This window comes from Mycobacterium persicum (assembly GCF_002086915.1).
Taxonomy (GTDB): domain Bacteria; phylum Actinomycetota; class Actinomycetes; order Mycobacteriales; family Mycobacteriaceae; genus Mycobacterium; species Mycobacterium persicum.
Map to the genome: position 1 here is coordinate 3213128 of NZ_MWQA01000001.1, position 14933 is coordinate 3228060.

The window sequence follows — 14933 nt, forward strand, 5'->3', positions numbered from 1 at the left end:
CGACGACCTCGACGAACTCGACGAAGGAGAACCCCGATGACTGACTTTGCCTATGACCCCTGCGGCATGATCGAGGTGTCAGCCATCCCCATGGCCCCTCGACCCAACCGGGTCGTCGGGCTGCGCCTGGGAGTGCTGAGCAACACCAAATGGAACGCCGCCAAACTCTTGCGGGCCACCGTGCGCGAATTGACAAGCGCCGGGCTGACGTTCGCCTCGGTCACCTACTACGACAAACGCCATTTCTCCTCGGATGCCGACCCTGAATTGATCCGGCGGATCGCGGCGGAAAACGACATCGCGCTCACCGCGATCGGCGACTGCGGCTCATGCTGCTCGGCGTGCGTCAACGATGCCGTGCGGCTGGAACAGGCGGGGGTGCCGACAGTGGTCATCGTGACAACCGAGTTCGAGCGCGAGGCCCAGTTGCAGCGTGAATCGCGCGGCATGGCGGGCCTGGAGCCTGCGGTCGCCACCCATCCGATCAGCAGCCTGACCCTCGACCAACTCGAGAATCGCGCCGCCGAGGTCGCTCCGCAAGCCCTGCGGATCTGGTTCGGTGTCACTCCGGTTCCGCGCCGTAACGGCACGGTGACGGCGGTGTTCGGGCCGGTCGGAACATGATGAATGGCACTGCAACACAGCCGCTTTCATCACTGCTGGTGGCCGACTTCTCCCGGGTGCTGGCCGGACCGTTCTGCACGATGACCCTCGGCGACCTGGGTGCCGAGATCGTCAAGATCGAACCACCCGGCGGCGACGACACCAGGGCCTGGGGTCCGCCGTTCGTCGCGGACCAAAGCGCCTACTACTTGAGCGTCAACCGCAACAAACGCAGCATCGTGCTCGACCTGCGCGAGGCCGAGGACCTGCGGGTAGCCAGGGCCTTAGCCGAACGCGCCGACGTGCTGGTGGAGAACTTTCGCCCGGGCACCATGGCGCGCTTCGGCCTGGACGAGCCCGAGGTTCGGGCGGCGAACCCGGCTCTGGTGTACTGCAGCATCTCGGCGTTCGGGACCGCGGGGGGACGCGAACTGGCCGGCTACGACCTGCTGGTCCAGGCGCTCGGCGGGTTGATGAGCATCACCGGGGCCGACGCCGACAGCCCGACCAAGGTCGGCGCCGCTCTGGTGGACGTCCTGGCGGGCCTGTTTGCGACGGTCGGCATCCTGGCGGCGTTGCGCGAGCGGGACCGGTCCGGGTGTGGCCAACACGTCGAGATCAATCTGATGTCGGCACTGTTGGCTGCGCTGGCCAACCAGTCGGCGGGTTTTGTTCTGGCCGAACAGATTCCGCGGGCAATGGGCAACGGACACGCCAGCATCGCGCCCTACGACAGCTACCCGACCGGCGACCGGACGATCGTGCTCGCCGTCGGCAACGACAGGCAATTCGGCCGGCTCTGCGAAGCGCTGGGTATCTCCGGCCTGGCCCGAGACCCGCGATTGGCCACCAACGAATCGCGGGTGCGCAACCGCGCACTGTTGCGCGCGCACCTGGAACGCGCGTTGGCAACCGAATCGGCCGAGCATTGGACGAAAACGCTCTCGGCACGGGGAATTCCCGCCGGCGCCGTCAACAACATCGCCGAAGCCGTTGCCCTGGCCGAGCGGCTGGGCCTGCACCCGATCCGCACTACCGAGGACGGCGACGCACTCGGTCGCCAGGTGGCCAGCCCGATCACGTTATCCGCCACACCGGTGACCTACCGAACCAGGGCGCCGCGCCTCGGCGAACACAGCAATGACATCCGTGCCTGGGTGGCCCGCCTGAGGCAACGACGCAAGACCGCGTGATCACCTGCAACTCAGCTACCGGACAACTGACTCACAGACTACTCACGGCGTGTAGACACACTTTCGTAACCCGGGATTCCGCAACAGTTATGTTCGGTCGGATTTAAAGTCCCGCGGAGGTAATCGGTTGCTCCGGTCGTTGACCGGGTGCCTGCCGTCGACACGGGATCGGAGAGTCTGCGCGGTGACATCGGGAGTGGTTTGTGCTGCGCAGGTCTGGATGGCGACGCCGCCAGAGGTGCATTCGGCGTTGCTCAGCGGCGGGGCCGGTCCCGGTCCGCTGCACGAGGCCGCCGCGGCGTGGACAGCGTTGAGCGACGAATATGCGTCGGTTGCAGAGGAACTCGCTGCGGTGTTGGAGATGGTCGAAGCCGGCGCGTGGCAGGGCCGCAGCGGCCAGCGGGCCGCGGACGCTCATCTGCCCTACCTTGCCTGGTTGGCCGAGACGAGCGCGGACAGTGCGCGGCGGGCTGCTCAGCACGAGGTGGCGGCGGCGGCCTACGCCAGCGCCCTGGATGCGATGCCGACACCGACCGAGTTGGCCGGCAACCACGCCATGCACGCGGTGCTGGTGGCGACGAACTTCTTTGGCATCAACACGATCCCGATTGCGCTCAACGAAGCCGACTATGTGCGCATGTGGATCCAAGCCGCGACCACGATGTGCGTCTATGAGGCAGTCGCTGGTACGGCGTTGGCCTCGGTACCGTCCTCCACCCCCGCCCCGGCGGTGGTCAAACCCGATGTCGTTTCGGGCGCCGAAGCTGCCGCGTCCGCGGCGCTGGGGGTCCCTTGGCACCTGCTCGAGGCAGTAATCATGGACCTGACGCGGGTGTGGGAACTGTGCCAGGTGTGCACCTCTGCCGACACCTGGGGTTTTCACGAGGCGGTCATGTTGATGGTGCACCCGGTGGTGAACAAGATCAATGACTTGCTCGTCGATCCGTTCGCCGTCTTCCTGAAATGGGCCCCGATGCTTTACTCGTTGGCCTACCAGGCTTTTCAGACGTGGCCGATGTTGGGCACGGTCATCGCCGGCGCAACCGGCGGGTCGATTGCGCTTCCGTTCGGCCTGTCGGCCGGCATGCTCCCGGCTATCGGTTCCGCGGCGGGCCTGGGCGCCTTCCCGGCGGTCGGGGCGGTTGCCACACCGGCCGCGGCGATACCCCAACTCGGCGCGCTGGCCGGATTGGCACCGGGCGCGTCTGGTGCATCGGTCTCGGTGGTAGTCCCCGGCACCGGAACGTCGGGATTTGCCGGGACTCACGGCACGGTCGCTTCTTCGTCGCCCGCAGGGTTGACTCACTATGCCTCGCACGCGGTCGATGACGGGTTCGGCGCTCGGGCTCCGATGCTGCCGGCCACCTGGGATGTGCCGGGTGTCGGCGCGGCCGGTTACCCGGCTAGCTGAAACACTTTCGGTGGCAACGCATTACGCGCGGGACGACTACGGGGTTCTTAGGAATACGTCGTTGAAGGTGACGGTACGAAGATCGCGGGCGCGGATGATCTCGACGAGCTGCGGATAGACGTGGGTCACCGGTAGATGGTTGAGGTGGCCGATAACGATGGCCTGTGGGATGAAATACTGATCGGCCATTTTGACGATGTATTCCTCGGTGATCAACGTCGAATCCGACAGCGAGCCCGACCACAGCACCGGGACCGTATAGCCCAGCTCGGCCGCCACCGCGTCAACAGCGGCATTGTGCTTTGCATACGGCGGGCGCCAATACGGTTTCGCGCCAATGCCGTACGTCTTCTTCAGGAATTCGTCGTTACGGGTGAGCTGTTGAGCGATCTCGCTTTTCGGCAGCGTCGTCAGATCCGGGTGCGACCAGGTGTGATTACCGAGCTGGATCTGCCCGGATTCGACGAGCGGCCGCAGCAGCGCCATGTTGTCGGTCCAGGAGTCGTATGTTCCGTTGACGAAGAACGTCAACCGCACGCCGGTGTCCTTGGCGAACTGCGTGTAGGCGCGCACCACCTCGGTATTGACGCCGTCGTCGACCGTCAGCGCAAGCAAGTCGCCGTCACCGGGAAGCTGGCTCAATACGCCGCCGCCGGGCAACCGGATGCGCGCACTCGGCGGTGGCGGTGGCAACAAACCCGCGACGGTCGGGCCGGAAGTCGGCGTGGCGGCCACCGGGGTCTGCGCGAAGGTGCGCGGCTGCGGCGCGACCATGCACCGGGCCGCGCCCACGCCGACGACCGTTGCGGCGGCGAGCGACCCCAGGAAGTGGCGACGATTCAGCTCTGACATGTGACGGTCGCAATCGAACGCCCGCGCAACCGGGCAGGTGGCGAACCGGGCATGCCCACATCGGGGATGCCGATGGGGAAGCCGATAAGCAAGAACGGAGCCACCACAGCAGCGAACCGTACCATTACCAGCATCGATATGTCGTGTTGAACGCGGCAGGGTCGGCATTCTGTTATCTGGAGCACGCCATCGCGCCCCGTCAGACCTGGGGCAAGACCTCATCAGTCAGCAGCTGCAGGCTGGCCCAGCCGGCATCGAGCGGAAGTCCGCCGACGAGTGGGTTCATCACGACTTCCTTTCGGCCGCTGCGAATCTGGCCGATCAACTGGTCAGGAGTAAGAATCTCGACGTTGTTCAGGCCGCGCAGCTCCTCGACCGAGCCGGCCGGCTGCTCATTGGGCCGGGGCACGCCCGACCGCTTCCAGGCGCTGTATTCGGCGGTCTCACACATGATGTAACTGCCATAACGGGACCACGCCTCGTCCGGGTCGGGGTGCAGCAGGGTGACGGTACTGCCGTTTTCGGGGTGATAGACAAAGCCCTGTTTGCCCTGGTTGCGCAGCTCCCGCTGATACACCGCCGCAAGTTCGGGCATCGCCATCGGCGGCGAGAACGGCAGCCCGAAGCGCGCGGCTCTCCTGGCCGCCGCACCCGTCATACCGCCGACGAAGACGATCGGATGGGGGCGGGTATGCGGCTTTGGCGTGACGTTGATGAGTGCGCCCTGATATTCGAAGGGCTCGTCGCTCCACGCCTGGAGCATCACCGACAGACAGCGATCCATCAATGCGCCGCGCCGTGACCAGTCCTTGCCGGCGGCGTGGTATTCCTCAGGCCGGTAACCCATTCCGGCCACAAAGCTGAAGCGACCTCGGGCCAGGTTGTCCAGCACGGCGATATCCTCGGCGAGCCGAATCGGATCGTAGAGCGGGACGATGAGGGCATTGATGCTGATCCGCACGCTGCGGGTGCGCCCGGCGACCGCAGCGGCCAGGATCAGCGGCGACGGAAGCCAACCGGTCCTGGACAGATGATGTTCCTCGCCGCTGACCGCGGTGAAGCCGTGGGTATCGGCGAACTCGGCCATCTCCAGCGCGGCCTGATAGCGACCGGTGTGCCGGCCCGCGGGATCGGCGATATTGGTCATGTTCAGCCGTAGTGCGGTGAGCAGACTCATCACTGCCCGCCGACCGGGCGGCCGGCCGCCGCGAACAACGTGCCCCGGATCAGTCTCTTTGCCGACCCCAGCGTGGCCTTGTATGCCTCCGGCGCCAAGGTGGCTGCCTGCTCGGACAGGCCGCGCGTCAACGCGCAGATGGCTTCCACGGCTCCGGTCGGGCCCGTGTCCGGGGACAGCACACCGTGCCGGTGCGCGTCCGCGACGATATCGGTGACGACATCGCGCAGCGCCTTGGATCCCGGATACTTCGGACCTTCGCGCGACGACCGGGCATTGCTTTCGATGCGGACGGCCCGCAGGAACGCCGCCAGGTGTGGGTAGTCGTGAATCAGCCGTGTCGACTCATCCAGCACCGCATCGAGTCGGTCGACGGCGTCGTCGGACTGGGCTGCGGCCGCGCGCAGCCTAGGTAACACGATCTGCTCGATCTCCTCGCCGGTCGCGTTGAGCAGCTCGGACTTGCTGGGGAAATAGTGATACAAGCTGCCGCTGGTCATGTCGGCCGCTCGGGCGATCTCGCGGATGGTCGTCTGGGAGTAGCCGACCTCGGCCACGCAGCGCATGGTCGCGGCGATGATCCGTTGCCGAGTCTGCTCACCGTGTGCGCCCACCGGACGGCCCAATTGAGACCGCGACGCAGAAGAGCTAACGGTCATGCAGCGCGGCGTCCTCCGTTGGTCTGTCGGTCACCCGGCGTCCGCCAGCGCGGACGCCGGAACTAATTGATCAGTCGAATATATTCGACCGTGTCGAACCACGCCGCCCGCCACGGCGGGCAAACCTGCCAATGAGGAAGACGCCGACCATGACCCGGGCACATCTTGGCCGCCCCGTCGGCGCCAGCGGCGAGGAGACCCGCCAGCGCATCATCGTCGCGACGATGCGGTGCGTGGCCGAGGTCGGCTACTCCCAGACGACCATCCGCGAGATCGCCCGAGCGGCCGATATGACCAGTGCCAGCTTGTACAACTACTTTCCGAACAAGTCGGACCTGATCAAGGCGACGATCGCGGCCAGGGCCGAGGCCGCTATGCCGCGGCTGCGAAAGGCGGCGCAAGGCCCGGGCGACGTCATCGAGCGGATCGAAGCAGTGCTCGACGAATGCGGCCAATTGATGCGTGAATACCCGGATTTGGCCGCCTTCGAGTGGGCGATCCGGGCGGGAAACATCGTGAGGTCCGATTGGCCCACGGCCGCCGAAGTGGGTGATCGCGGATTCACGACGTTCCGCGAGATCATCGAGGGCATCGTCGCAGACGCCCATCAGCGCGGCGAACTCGCCGATCCCGATGCGCGGGCCACGGTGGAGGCGATCTATGCCCTCATCTACGGGTTGACCGAGTTGGCCGCCACCCTGCCGCCTAAGGAGTACCAGGCGGCGCTGAGCTCGGCCAAGGTATTGGTCAGAGGCGCGCTGTTCGACCGCTCGTAGCCGCTTCGTACCGACGTGGCCTGGACAGACGTGGCCCGTCATCGTGATTGCCGGAGATGCCGTCTCGCTGGCGTCGAGTGTGCCGCCATGGCGGCGAGTGTGAGCTGTGGGCGCCGAGCGTGTCGCGTGGCGGCCCGAGCGCCGCAAAATCCCCGCCCTGCGTGCACGCTGAAAGCCGTCACCGCACGCTCGATTCGCCAGCACGCTCGATACGACAGCACGGCAGCATCCGACCCGGTGAGCATGTGAGTCGATAGATGACGGCCGTCGCCCGACTCGAGCCGACAGGCGGGCACTCTTGATTGAACCACCCCCTGCCCGTTGGGCAACGCGGGACCGAGCCCGACTCAGCCCAGGTCGAAGTCGATGACTCCGCGGATCAGCTCACCGGCGGCGAGATCGGCGTAGGCGTCGTTGATTTCGGCTAGCGCGTAGCGCTTGGTGATCATTTCATCGAGGAGCAGTCGCCCGGACTCGTACAACGTGGCCAGCAGGGGAATGTCGCTCTTGGGATTGCACGAGCCGAATACCGTGCCGCACAACGTCTTATTCATCAAGATAAATTCCTGCAACGCGACGTCGACCGAGGATGTCTTCGGTGCTGGCAGGCCGGTGAGCACGCAGGTGCCGCCCTTTCGGGTGAGCTTCAGCGCCGCGTCGACGTCGGCCGCTTCTATCATCGCGGGGGAGACGACGACGGCGTCGGCCATCACGCCGCGGGTTAGTTCGCGCACCAACTCCAGTGCTTCGGGCGCGGTCGCCACCGCGTGGGTGGCCCCGAATGTCGGCGCGGAAGTGCGCTTGAATTCGACGGGATCGACGGCAACGATGCGGGCGGCGCCGCTGATCCGCGCGCCCTGGATGGCCGCGGTGCCGATTCCGCCGGCGCCGATCACCACCACGGTGTCCCCACCGCGCACCCCGGCGCGACGGGCCGCCGAACCGTATCCGGTCGGAACCGCGCATGCCAGCAGCGCGGCGGGCACCAACGGAAAGCCGGGATCGATCTTGACCAGAGAATCAGCCGACACAACGGTGTGTTGGGCAAACGCCCCGATCTTGGAGATGTGTCCGAGGTTTCGCCCGTCGATGGTGTGGTGCCGAAATGTGCCGTCGGTCGGCATGCCGGGTGCGAGCGTCCCGGCTCCGGTGTCACACAGGTATTCCATGCCGCAGGCACACCATCGGCACTGACCGCACACGGCGACGAACGACGTCACCACATGGTCGCCGGGCGCGAAGCGCCGGACTCCCTCGCCGACTTCGACCACGACGCCCGAGCCTTCGTGTCCGCCGATGGTCGGCGACATCGCCGGAAGTCCCAGGGAACGCAGCGTTTCTGCCGGGGGAGCCAGCCTGCCCTGGCGGATGTGCTCGTCGGAGTGGCACAACCCGGTGGCCGCGAGACGCACTAGGACTTCGCCGGAATGGGGCGGATCCAGGTCGAACTCTTCGACCGTCCACGGGCGGCCGTACTCGTAGAGAATGGCGGCGCGGCTTCTCATGGATCCCTCGCATCCATCATGGCTCCCCGGGAACGGCGGGGCGACATACTATCAACCGATTGATTATCTGGTTGATAGCGACACCGCAAACGACTGGATAGCGATACTATCAAGCGATTGATTATATAGCTTGGTGGAGGAACGGCGATGTCGTACGTGGTGGCGGTTCCACAGCTGTTGTCGTCCGCGGCAACCGAATTGGCAACCATGGGCGCGGCGCTGAATTCCGCGAGCACGGCGGTAGCGCTGCCAACCACCGCAATACCGGCAGCCGCAGCGGATGAGGTCTCGGCTGCGGTGGCGTCGCTGTTCGCCGGGTATGCCCGGGAATATCAGGCGCTGAGCGCGCAGGTCAGCGCATTCCATCAGCAGTTCGTCGAGTCGTTGACCTCGACTGCGGCATCGTATGCGGCCGCCGAATCGGCCAATGCCAATCCGCTGGCGCAGGCGGCGTTCAACTTGATCAACTCGTCCGCGCAGAACCTGTTGGGCCGTCCACTGATCGGTGACGGCGCCAACGGGGCGCCCGGCACCGGGCACGACGGCGGGCCTGGCGGGTTGCTGTACGGCAATGGCGGCGACGGCGGATCGGGCGGGCCCGGTGAGGCCGGAGGCAACGGCGGTAGCGCCGGTTTGATCGGCAATGGCGGCGCCGGCGGCACCGGCGGGGCCGGTGTGCCGGGCGGCACGGCCGGCGCCGGTGGTGTCGGTGGCCCCGCGCAGCTGATCGGCGACGGCGGCAACGGCGGCATGGGCGGTTCGGGTGTCGACCCGGGTCCGGGCGGAGCCGGCGGCGCCGGCGGACGACTTGCCGGCCATGCCGGTTCCACCGGGCTACCCGGTACCCAGGTCAATACGCCCGGCAATCCGGGCGGCCCGTCGGATCCCGGGAGGCCGGTTGATCCCGGACAGAACGTGGTCGACGCGGCCCGTTCCGGCGACCTCGTCTCGTCGAACGGGGGAACCATCACCGACAGTGCCCTCGCGGAGATATCGGGCGTCGACGCCGGCATCAAGAATACGAATGTCGTTTGGGTGCACAATGATTCGGGAGACTCGGCGCGAATCTTCGCCGTTGACACAAAGACCGGCCAAACCTTGGGCAGCTACACACTTGGTGGTGCGAAAGCTGTCGACTGGGAAGACATCGAGGTCGCCACCGCGGCCGACGGCAAGTCCTATATCTATGCCGGCGACATCGGCGACAACGGATTGTCGCGCAGCGACGTCGTCATCTACCGCGTCCCCGAGCCGACGGTGACCGGCACGGCGACCAATCCCACCAACACCACGTTGACGGGGGTCGACCAACTTCGACTTGTCTATCCCAATGGCGAAAAGGTCAACTCCGAGTCACTGGCCGTCGATCCGCGTTCGGGCAACCTGATGGTCATCGAGAAGAGCAGTGCCAACGTTTCACGTGTGTATTCGGCGCCGGCAACTGCGTGGGGAAGTTCCGGTGATACGACACTGCAACAAGTCGCAACTTTGGACTTGTCGCACACCAACTCGAAACTGGTCACCAGCGCCGACTTTTCACCCGACGGTTCGGAATTGGCCGTCCGCACCTATCGCGATGTGCTGCTGTGGAATCGGGACCCGAACAGCAGCGCCTGGTCACCGTTCAGCCGGCAGCCGGTTATGGGCCCGGCGGTTCCGAACGAATCCCAGGGTGAGGCGATCGCCTTCCACCCGGACGGGGACGGCTATGTCACGGTGAGCGAGGGGACGAATCAGACCCTGCACAATTTCGACGCGCCGTGATCTCGAGGGTGCGTCGGCAGATCGGGCGAGTTGTACCAGTCGCCTCAGGGTGAGTACTCAGTGAATACCGGTAGCTGACTGCCCGCGGTGCTGCGCGGCGCAACCGGGCTCGCGTCGTTCAGGGTGCCTCGGCTCCATGGCTTTCGGCTTCTGGTACAGGAATGCCAGCGGTATGAAAGTCAATCCCACCAGTACTACCGCCACCACCAGTGCTGAGCTGTAGGCCTGCGAAAGTTCGCGCGGGGAAGGCTGTTGCGACATCACCGGTTGGTGGAGCTGGCTGGTCAGGATCACCGATAGGAGCGCGGTCCCCACTGCGGCTGCCACTTGCTGATTGACCTTGACCATCGTGGAACCCCTGGCCATCTGATCTGGGGCCAGCGTCTGCATTGTCACCGCGACCAGCGGCATCCGGGTGGAGCCCATGCCGAGCCCCAACATTGTCAGACCGGCTAGAAGCAGCGGCATGGACTCGCGTTGGTGGGCAACGCCGTAAGCGAAGACACCCATGCCCGCGACGTTCAGCGTGATCCCGATGAGAAGCACCCCGCGAGCGCCGCGTCGGTCCATCAACGTTCCCGCCAACGGCATACTCACCGCGGCACCGATTCCTCGGGGGACCACGCTCATCCCGGCTTGCAACGGTGTCTGGTTCAGCAGCTGCTGGAAGTAGCTGGGAAACAGTACCCCGGCGCCGAACGTGGAGACGATGTAGAAGAACATGGCGACGTTGGTGAGCGTGAACGCTCGGTTGGTCAATAGGCGCAGATCGATCAGGGGCTTCTCCGACCGGTAGAGGGCATGAAACACGAACCCGACGATCAACGCCGTACCGGCGGCCAGGGGTATCCACACGTGCCTGTCGGTCACCGTGCCGCGGCTTGGGATTCCGGACATGCCGTACAGCAGCACCGGCAGGCCCGGTGACAGCAGCAGCATCCCGATGACGTCGAGGGTCTGCGACGGAGCAGGGTCGTCGTTGGGCAGCACGATTGCGGCGAGGCCGATTGCGGCCACACCGACCGGTAGGTTGATCCAGAAGATCCACTGCCAGCTGTAGCTGTCGATAAGCCAACCACCCAGGACAGGCCCAAATGCCGGCGCGAGCACAATCGGGATTCCCAACACGGCCATCACGCGGCCTACCCGGTTGGGACCCGCCTCGCGGTTCACGATCGTGAGGGTCAGCGTCGTGAGGATGCCACCGCCGAAGCCCTGCAGCACTCGAGAGACGATCAGCAAGGTGATGTTTGGCGCTACCGCGCACAGCAGTGAGCCCAGTGTGAAGGCGACAACCGAACCGATGAAGATTCGTTTTGTGCCGAATCGGTCGGCTGCCCAACCAGTTAGCGGGATCACGGCGGCCAACGCGAGCGTGTAACCGGTGATCGTCCAGGAAGCGACGGCTTGGGTCGAGCCGAAGGTGCTGACGAACGTGCGTTGTGCGACGGTGACAACGGTGGTGTCCAAGAAGTTCATGAATGAGCCCAGGACGCACACTCCTGCTATCCACCACAGCCTGGCGTCGAGCTTGTCCGCATTGCTGCGTTGGGCTCGGCTCGCGGGGTGCGAGGACAGACCGGGCTGCCGCCCGCCCGGGCGCCGTATCACCGTAATTCCCACGCGCGGTGGGAAGGTGTCAGTTTCTCGACGGCACGTAGGGCCGTGGCAGTTCGCTCTTCCCAGCCGCCGTTGATGACGAGGAATGGTCGTCCCGCCGCGCGCAGCGCACGCTCGCAGCGGTCGACGAAGTCGACGCCCGCCTCGAGCGGATACGCCACGCCGGCCGTCTCCGGGCACGAATCGGGCGTCATGAGGAGGGTGAGATCATAAGGGCGACCGGCCAATTCGCGGACGTTCCGGGGGCAGTTTCGCAACGCCAACTCGGCCCACACGGTGGTCGCCAGCGGATCGGTGGCACAGATCAGCACTCGGTCGGCGTCGCGCGCCAAGGCTTCCTCCGAAGCGATCTGTCCGCGAACGAGGTCGGTCCAATCCGATCCCGCTGCCGAGTCTTCGTTCAAATCCCTTGGCGCGCTCGACCATTCGGGAACCCATTTCGTCCCGAGCTTTTCCGCGAGCGCCCTGGCGAGGGCGCTCGCCTCGCGGGGATCGGCGCTGAGGATGCTGACCCGTTTCACGAAGTCGGGCCGCACGCAGCGTGGGATGTGCTGCCAGTGCGCAAACGGGTCCGCGCGGATGCGCGTGCCACTGACCGGGACGACTGCGCGCGCCTGATCGACTGACACGAAACGTGCTCCGAGAATTCGGGCGAAGTCCGCGCCGTAGGGCTCGGACGCAAAGACGAAGTCGGGACGCGCCGGAAGGACTTCCTCCAGCCCCTCCTTCCACATTGCCCAGGACGGCGGCTGCTCCGACTGATGCTGCATGTTCTCCATGGAAAGACGAATCACGCGATCGAAGGGGAACAGCTCACGCATCCACGCCAAGCGTCGGCTGTCCGATATCGGATCTCGGGCCCGTACCGAGATGACGATCGTCAGATCCTCCACCCATCGGTGCGCGAACTCGCAGAGATAAACGTGGCCGGCATGGGGCGGCAAGAACCTGCCGAGCACCATTCCGTAGGTCACGACGGCTTCCCCACGCCGATGTCGTCCGCCGCTACCGCTCGCTGTCCGACATCGAAGAATGCGCGCTGAGCGCGAAGTGGATGCCGAGCAAAACGATGCACGAACCCTGTTTAGCACCAGGTTGCGCCCTACGTCTGGATAAGTCGGCGTCTGGATATGGCGATGTGGATTGGCGCATACCCGCCGGGTCGGCTGGCGCTCGCGGTTGCCGGCAGAACCGGCGGATCACCGCGATGTGTTCGACACCGAGTTTGGCGTCGCGTTGAGTGCCGGCGGTGGCGGCCAGCGCCGGGGCGATCGGCTCACCGGTCAATCCGCGCCGCGGCCCCAGATCGGCGGCCACATTAATGCGCCGGCTGGCCGCGGCCCGGCTGGTCAACGTCCACTCGGCGATCGCATGCGTGAGCTTGCCGCCCGGCCCTGCGATGCTAGGTTGGCGGGCCAGGTGGTTGATCAGCTGATGCTCGGGCACCGGGATGCGTCGGCGCACCTGCTCGCAGCGCTGCAGCAGCGCCAACCACCGCGCGGTGCTCAGCGCATCGAAGTTCAGCCCCGCCACCACATCCAGCGCCGCATCCAACCCGTCGAACGCCGCCGTGATCGCCTGCCACTCCATAGCACTCAACCTATCGGCGGCCTCCGACAAAACCCCGTCAGAAAGTGCCCGCCCACCAACCGATTTCACATGTTCACCCACAGCGAACAACGCCCACCAGCGCCCATCTGTACGAGAAGGCCGCGCTTGGGCCGCGGCCACCCAATGCGATACTGCTATACACCTTGCCGGACTGGTCGCGCACATCGCAGGGCACACAACTCGGTGCCGGACTTCTATGCCAAGCTTTTCCACGTGAAGCTGGCCTGAAGCTGGCCCCGCCCCCGACCCGAGGTGAGGCCGGGTTGCGCCCACTTCGCCAGCGCCGAGTCCCCGCGCAAGGAAAGCCGATGGCAGACAACTACGTTGTGGACCAACTCGCCGGATTCGTCGTCGACGCTGAATTGGCCGACCTGACCGGCAGTTCACGGTTGATGCTCAAGCGCAACGTACTCGACAGCATCGCTTGCGCGGTGGGTGCGCTGGACGGCGAAATCATCCCCGCGATCCGCGCTCACACCGAAGCCTTCAGTGGCCGTCCGACAGCGACACTCGTCGGTGGTGGACGAGCCCCAGTCGACCAGGCCGCGTTCTTCAATGCGGTGCTGGTGCGATACCTAGATCTGCTGGACACCTACCTGACGGTTGGGGGACTATGCCACCCCGCCGACAACCTCGGCGCGATCCTCGCCGTCGCTGAGCACGTCAATGCGAGCGGTGCCGACTTCCTGCTGGCCTTGGCTGTCGCGTATGAGGTCCAATGCCGGTTCAGTGCCCAGGTTCCCGTCATGGCGCGCGGCCTCAACCACGCGCTGCAACTGGCGATATCAGTCGCGGCCGGCTCGGCCAAGCTGCTCGGGCTGGACGTTGGTGGGACGGCGGACGCAATCGCCGCATCGTCGGCCGACAACGTCTCGCTGGCCGCTGTTCACGCCGAGCCGGTGTCGAACTGGAAAGGCATCTCGCCCGCCATCACCGGCATGCGTGCGGTATATGCGACCATGCTGGCGGCTCGCGGGATCACCGGGCCCAAGTCATTGTTCGAAGGACCTAACGGCTTGGCACAACTTTTCGGCCAGCCAATCGATTTCCGGACCGAGGATCGCGGCTTGAATTCCGTCGAACAGACCTACCTCAAGCAGTACTGTTCGCTCATCCACGGCCAGGCCGTCATCGACGCGGTATTGGCGCTGCGCGATCAGCACAACCTGTACGGCGCGGAGGTCGCCGCAATCACACTCGAGGTCTTTCAGGGTGCCTATGACATTGCCGGCGGGGGGACCTACGGAGACAAGGATCATCCATGGACCAAAGAACAGGCTGACTACAACCTCAAGTACCTGAGTGCGGTGGCCATGCTCGACGGGGCAGTGGGTCCTCGACAGCTCGAGACCGAGCGCGTTCGGTGCGCCGACGTTCAGGAATTGGTGGCCCGCGTCGACGTCAGGCCCGCAGCTGAACTGACTGCTGAGTATCCGCGACGAACCGCGGTCCGTGTGCAGGTGACAACCCGGGATGGGCGCGAATTGACCTGTAGGCAAACCGATTACGAGGGGTCACCGACACGGCCGCTGTCATGGGACCGGGTCGTGGACAAATTCCACTGGCTCACCGAACCGTTTTGCCACCAGGGGTTGCGCGCCGACATCATCGCTGCCGTCGGGCGTCTCGACGAGATCGGTGTCGGCGAACTGGCCGGACTCCTCGGCGCGGTGAGTCCGGACGCCCAGCGTCCGCGCAGCTCGTCGCGGTTCTGACCGGAACTGGCGCAGGTGTGCGTGCCGTCTTGCGCGGCTCGCCACCC

The 14933-nt window shown here is 65.6% G+C and carries 13 protein-coding genes; 6 read left to right on the forward strand and 7 right to left on the reverse strand.

Annotation, left to right across the window (positions count from 1 at the left end; all coding sequences use genetic code 11):
- Positions 1 to 36: 36 nt before the first annotated feature.
- The 3 genes from B4U45_RS14740 (at position 37) to B4U45_RS14750 (ending at position 3207) form a co-directional block, all read left to right on the forward strand.
- The gene (locus B4U45_RS14740; protein WP_075545987.1) at positions 37 to 624 is read left to right on the forward strand and encodes a UGSC family (seleno)protein; all 588 of its coding nucleotides are present in this window, start codon (positions 37 to 39) and stop codon (positions 622 to 624) included.
- Positions 624 to 1796 (forward strand): CaiB/BaiF CoA transferase family protein, encoded by a 1173-nt coding sequence (locus tag B4U45_RS14745; RefSeq protein WP_075546003.1) that lies wholly within the window; start codon positions 624 to 626, stop codon positions 1794 to 1796. The genes B4U45_RS14740 and B4U45_RS14745 overlap by 1 nt, the downstream gene beginning before the upstream one ends.
- Positions 1797 to 2016: 220 nt before the next feature.
- On the forward strand, positions 2017 to 3207 hold the full coding sequence (locus B4U45_RS14750; RefSeq protein WP_083155217.1) for a PPE family protein: 1191 nt from the start codon (positions 2017 to 2019) through the stop codon (positions 3205 to 3207).
- A gap of 36 nt (positions 3208 to 3243) precedes the next feature.
- Here B4U45_RS14750 and B4U45_RS14755 read toward each other — a convergent pair whose 3' ends face one another.
- The 3 genes from B4U45_RS14755 to B4U45_RS14765 all read right to left on the reverse strand — a co-directional run bounded on the left by B4U45_RS14755 (position 3244) and on the right by B4U45_RS14765 (position 5895).
- Positions 3244 to 4050, reverse strand: a complete 807-nt coding sequence (locus B4U45_RS14755) for a polysaccharide deacetylase family protein (protein ID WP_075546005.1) — start codon at positions 4048 to 4050, stop codon at positions 3244 to 3246.
- A 208-nt stretch (positions 4051 to 4258) separates the two neighbouring features.
- A complete protein-coding gene (locus B4U45_RS14760) occupies positions 4259 to 5236 on the reverse strand; it encodes an LLM class flavin-dependent oxidoreductase (RefSeq protein WP_075545988.1) in 978 nt (325 codons plus the stop codon).
- Positions 5236 to 5895: a TetR/AcrR family transcriptional regulator gene (locus B4U45_RS14765; RefSeq protein ID WP_075545989.1), complete on the reverse strand. Its 660-nt coding sequence runs from the start codon at positions 5893 to 5895 to the stop codon at positions 5236 to 5238. The genes B4U45_RS14760 and B4U45_RS14765 overlap by 1 nt, the downstream gene beginning before the upstream one ends.
- A gap of 149 nt (positions 5896 to 6044) precedes the next feature.
- Here B4U45_RS14765 and B4U45_RS14770 point away from each other — a divergent pair, with 149 nt between their 5' ends.
- Positions 6045 to 6671, forward strand: a complete 627-nt coding sequence (locus B4U45_RS14770; RefSeq protein ID WP_075546006.1) for a TetR/AcrR family transcriptional regulator — start codon at positions 6045 to 6047, stop codon at positions 6669 to 6671.
- 347 nt (positions 6672 to 7018) lie between these two features.
- On the opposite strand, the gene B4U45_RS14775 is transcribed toward B4U45_RS14770, so the two are convergent.
- Positions 7019 to 8176, reverse strand: a complete 1158-nt coding sequence (locus tag B4U45_RS14775; RefSeq protein ID WP_075545990.1) for a Zn-dependent alcohol dehydrogenase — start codon at positions 8174 to 8176, stop codon at positions 7019 to 7021.
- A 147-nt stretch (positions 8177 to 8323) separates the two neighbouring features.
- Between B4U45_RS14775 and B4U45_RS14780 the strand changes: the two genes are divergently transcribed.
- Positions 8324 to 9940, forward strand: a complete 1617-nt coding sequence (locus B4U45_RS14780; RefSeq protein ID WP_075545991.1) for a PE family protein — start codon at positions 8324 to 8326, stop codon at positions 9938 to 9940.
- 57 nt (positions 9941 to 9997) lie between these two features.
- Here B4U45_RS14780 and B4U45_RS14785 read toward each other — a convergent pair whose 3' ends face one another.
- From B4U45_RS14785 to B4U45_RS14795, 3 genes are read right to left on the reverse strand one after another with little or no spacing between them, the layout of a single operon-like run.
- On the reverse strand, positions 9998 to 11548 hold the full coding sequence (locus tag B4U45_RS14785) for a DHA2 family efflux MFS transporter permease subunit (RefSeq protein WP_183154947.1): 1551 nt from the start codon (positions 11546 to 11548) through the stop codon (positions 9998 to 10000).
- Positions 11548 to 12534, reverse strand: coding sequence for an AAA family ATPase (locus B4U45_RS14790; RefSeq protein WP_075545992.1), 987 nt, complete (start codon positions 12532 to 12534; stop codon positions 11548 to 11550). Before B4U45_RS14790 ends, B4U45_RS14785 begins: the two co-directional genes overlap by 1 nt.
- A gap of 31 nt (positions 12535 to 12565) precedes the next feature.
- Positions 12566 to 13150: a DUF222 domain-containing protein gene (locus B4U45_RS14795; protein WP_075545993.1), complete on the reverse strand. Its 585-nt coding sequence runs from the start codon at positions 13148 to 13150 to the stop codon at positions 12566 to 12568.
- Positions 13151 to 13497: 347 nt separating this feature from the next.
- Here B4U45_RS14795 and B4U45_RS14800 point away from each other — a divergent pair, with 347 nt between their 5' ends.
- Complete coding sequence (locus tag B4U45_RS14800; RefSeq protein ID WP_082275292.1) at positions 13498 to 14886, forward strand: MmgE/PrpD family protein; 1389 nt, start codon at positions 13498 to 13500, stop codon at positions 14884 to 14886.
- Positions 14887 to 14933 lie beyond the last annotated feature (47 nt).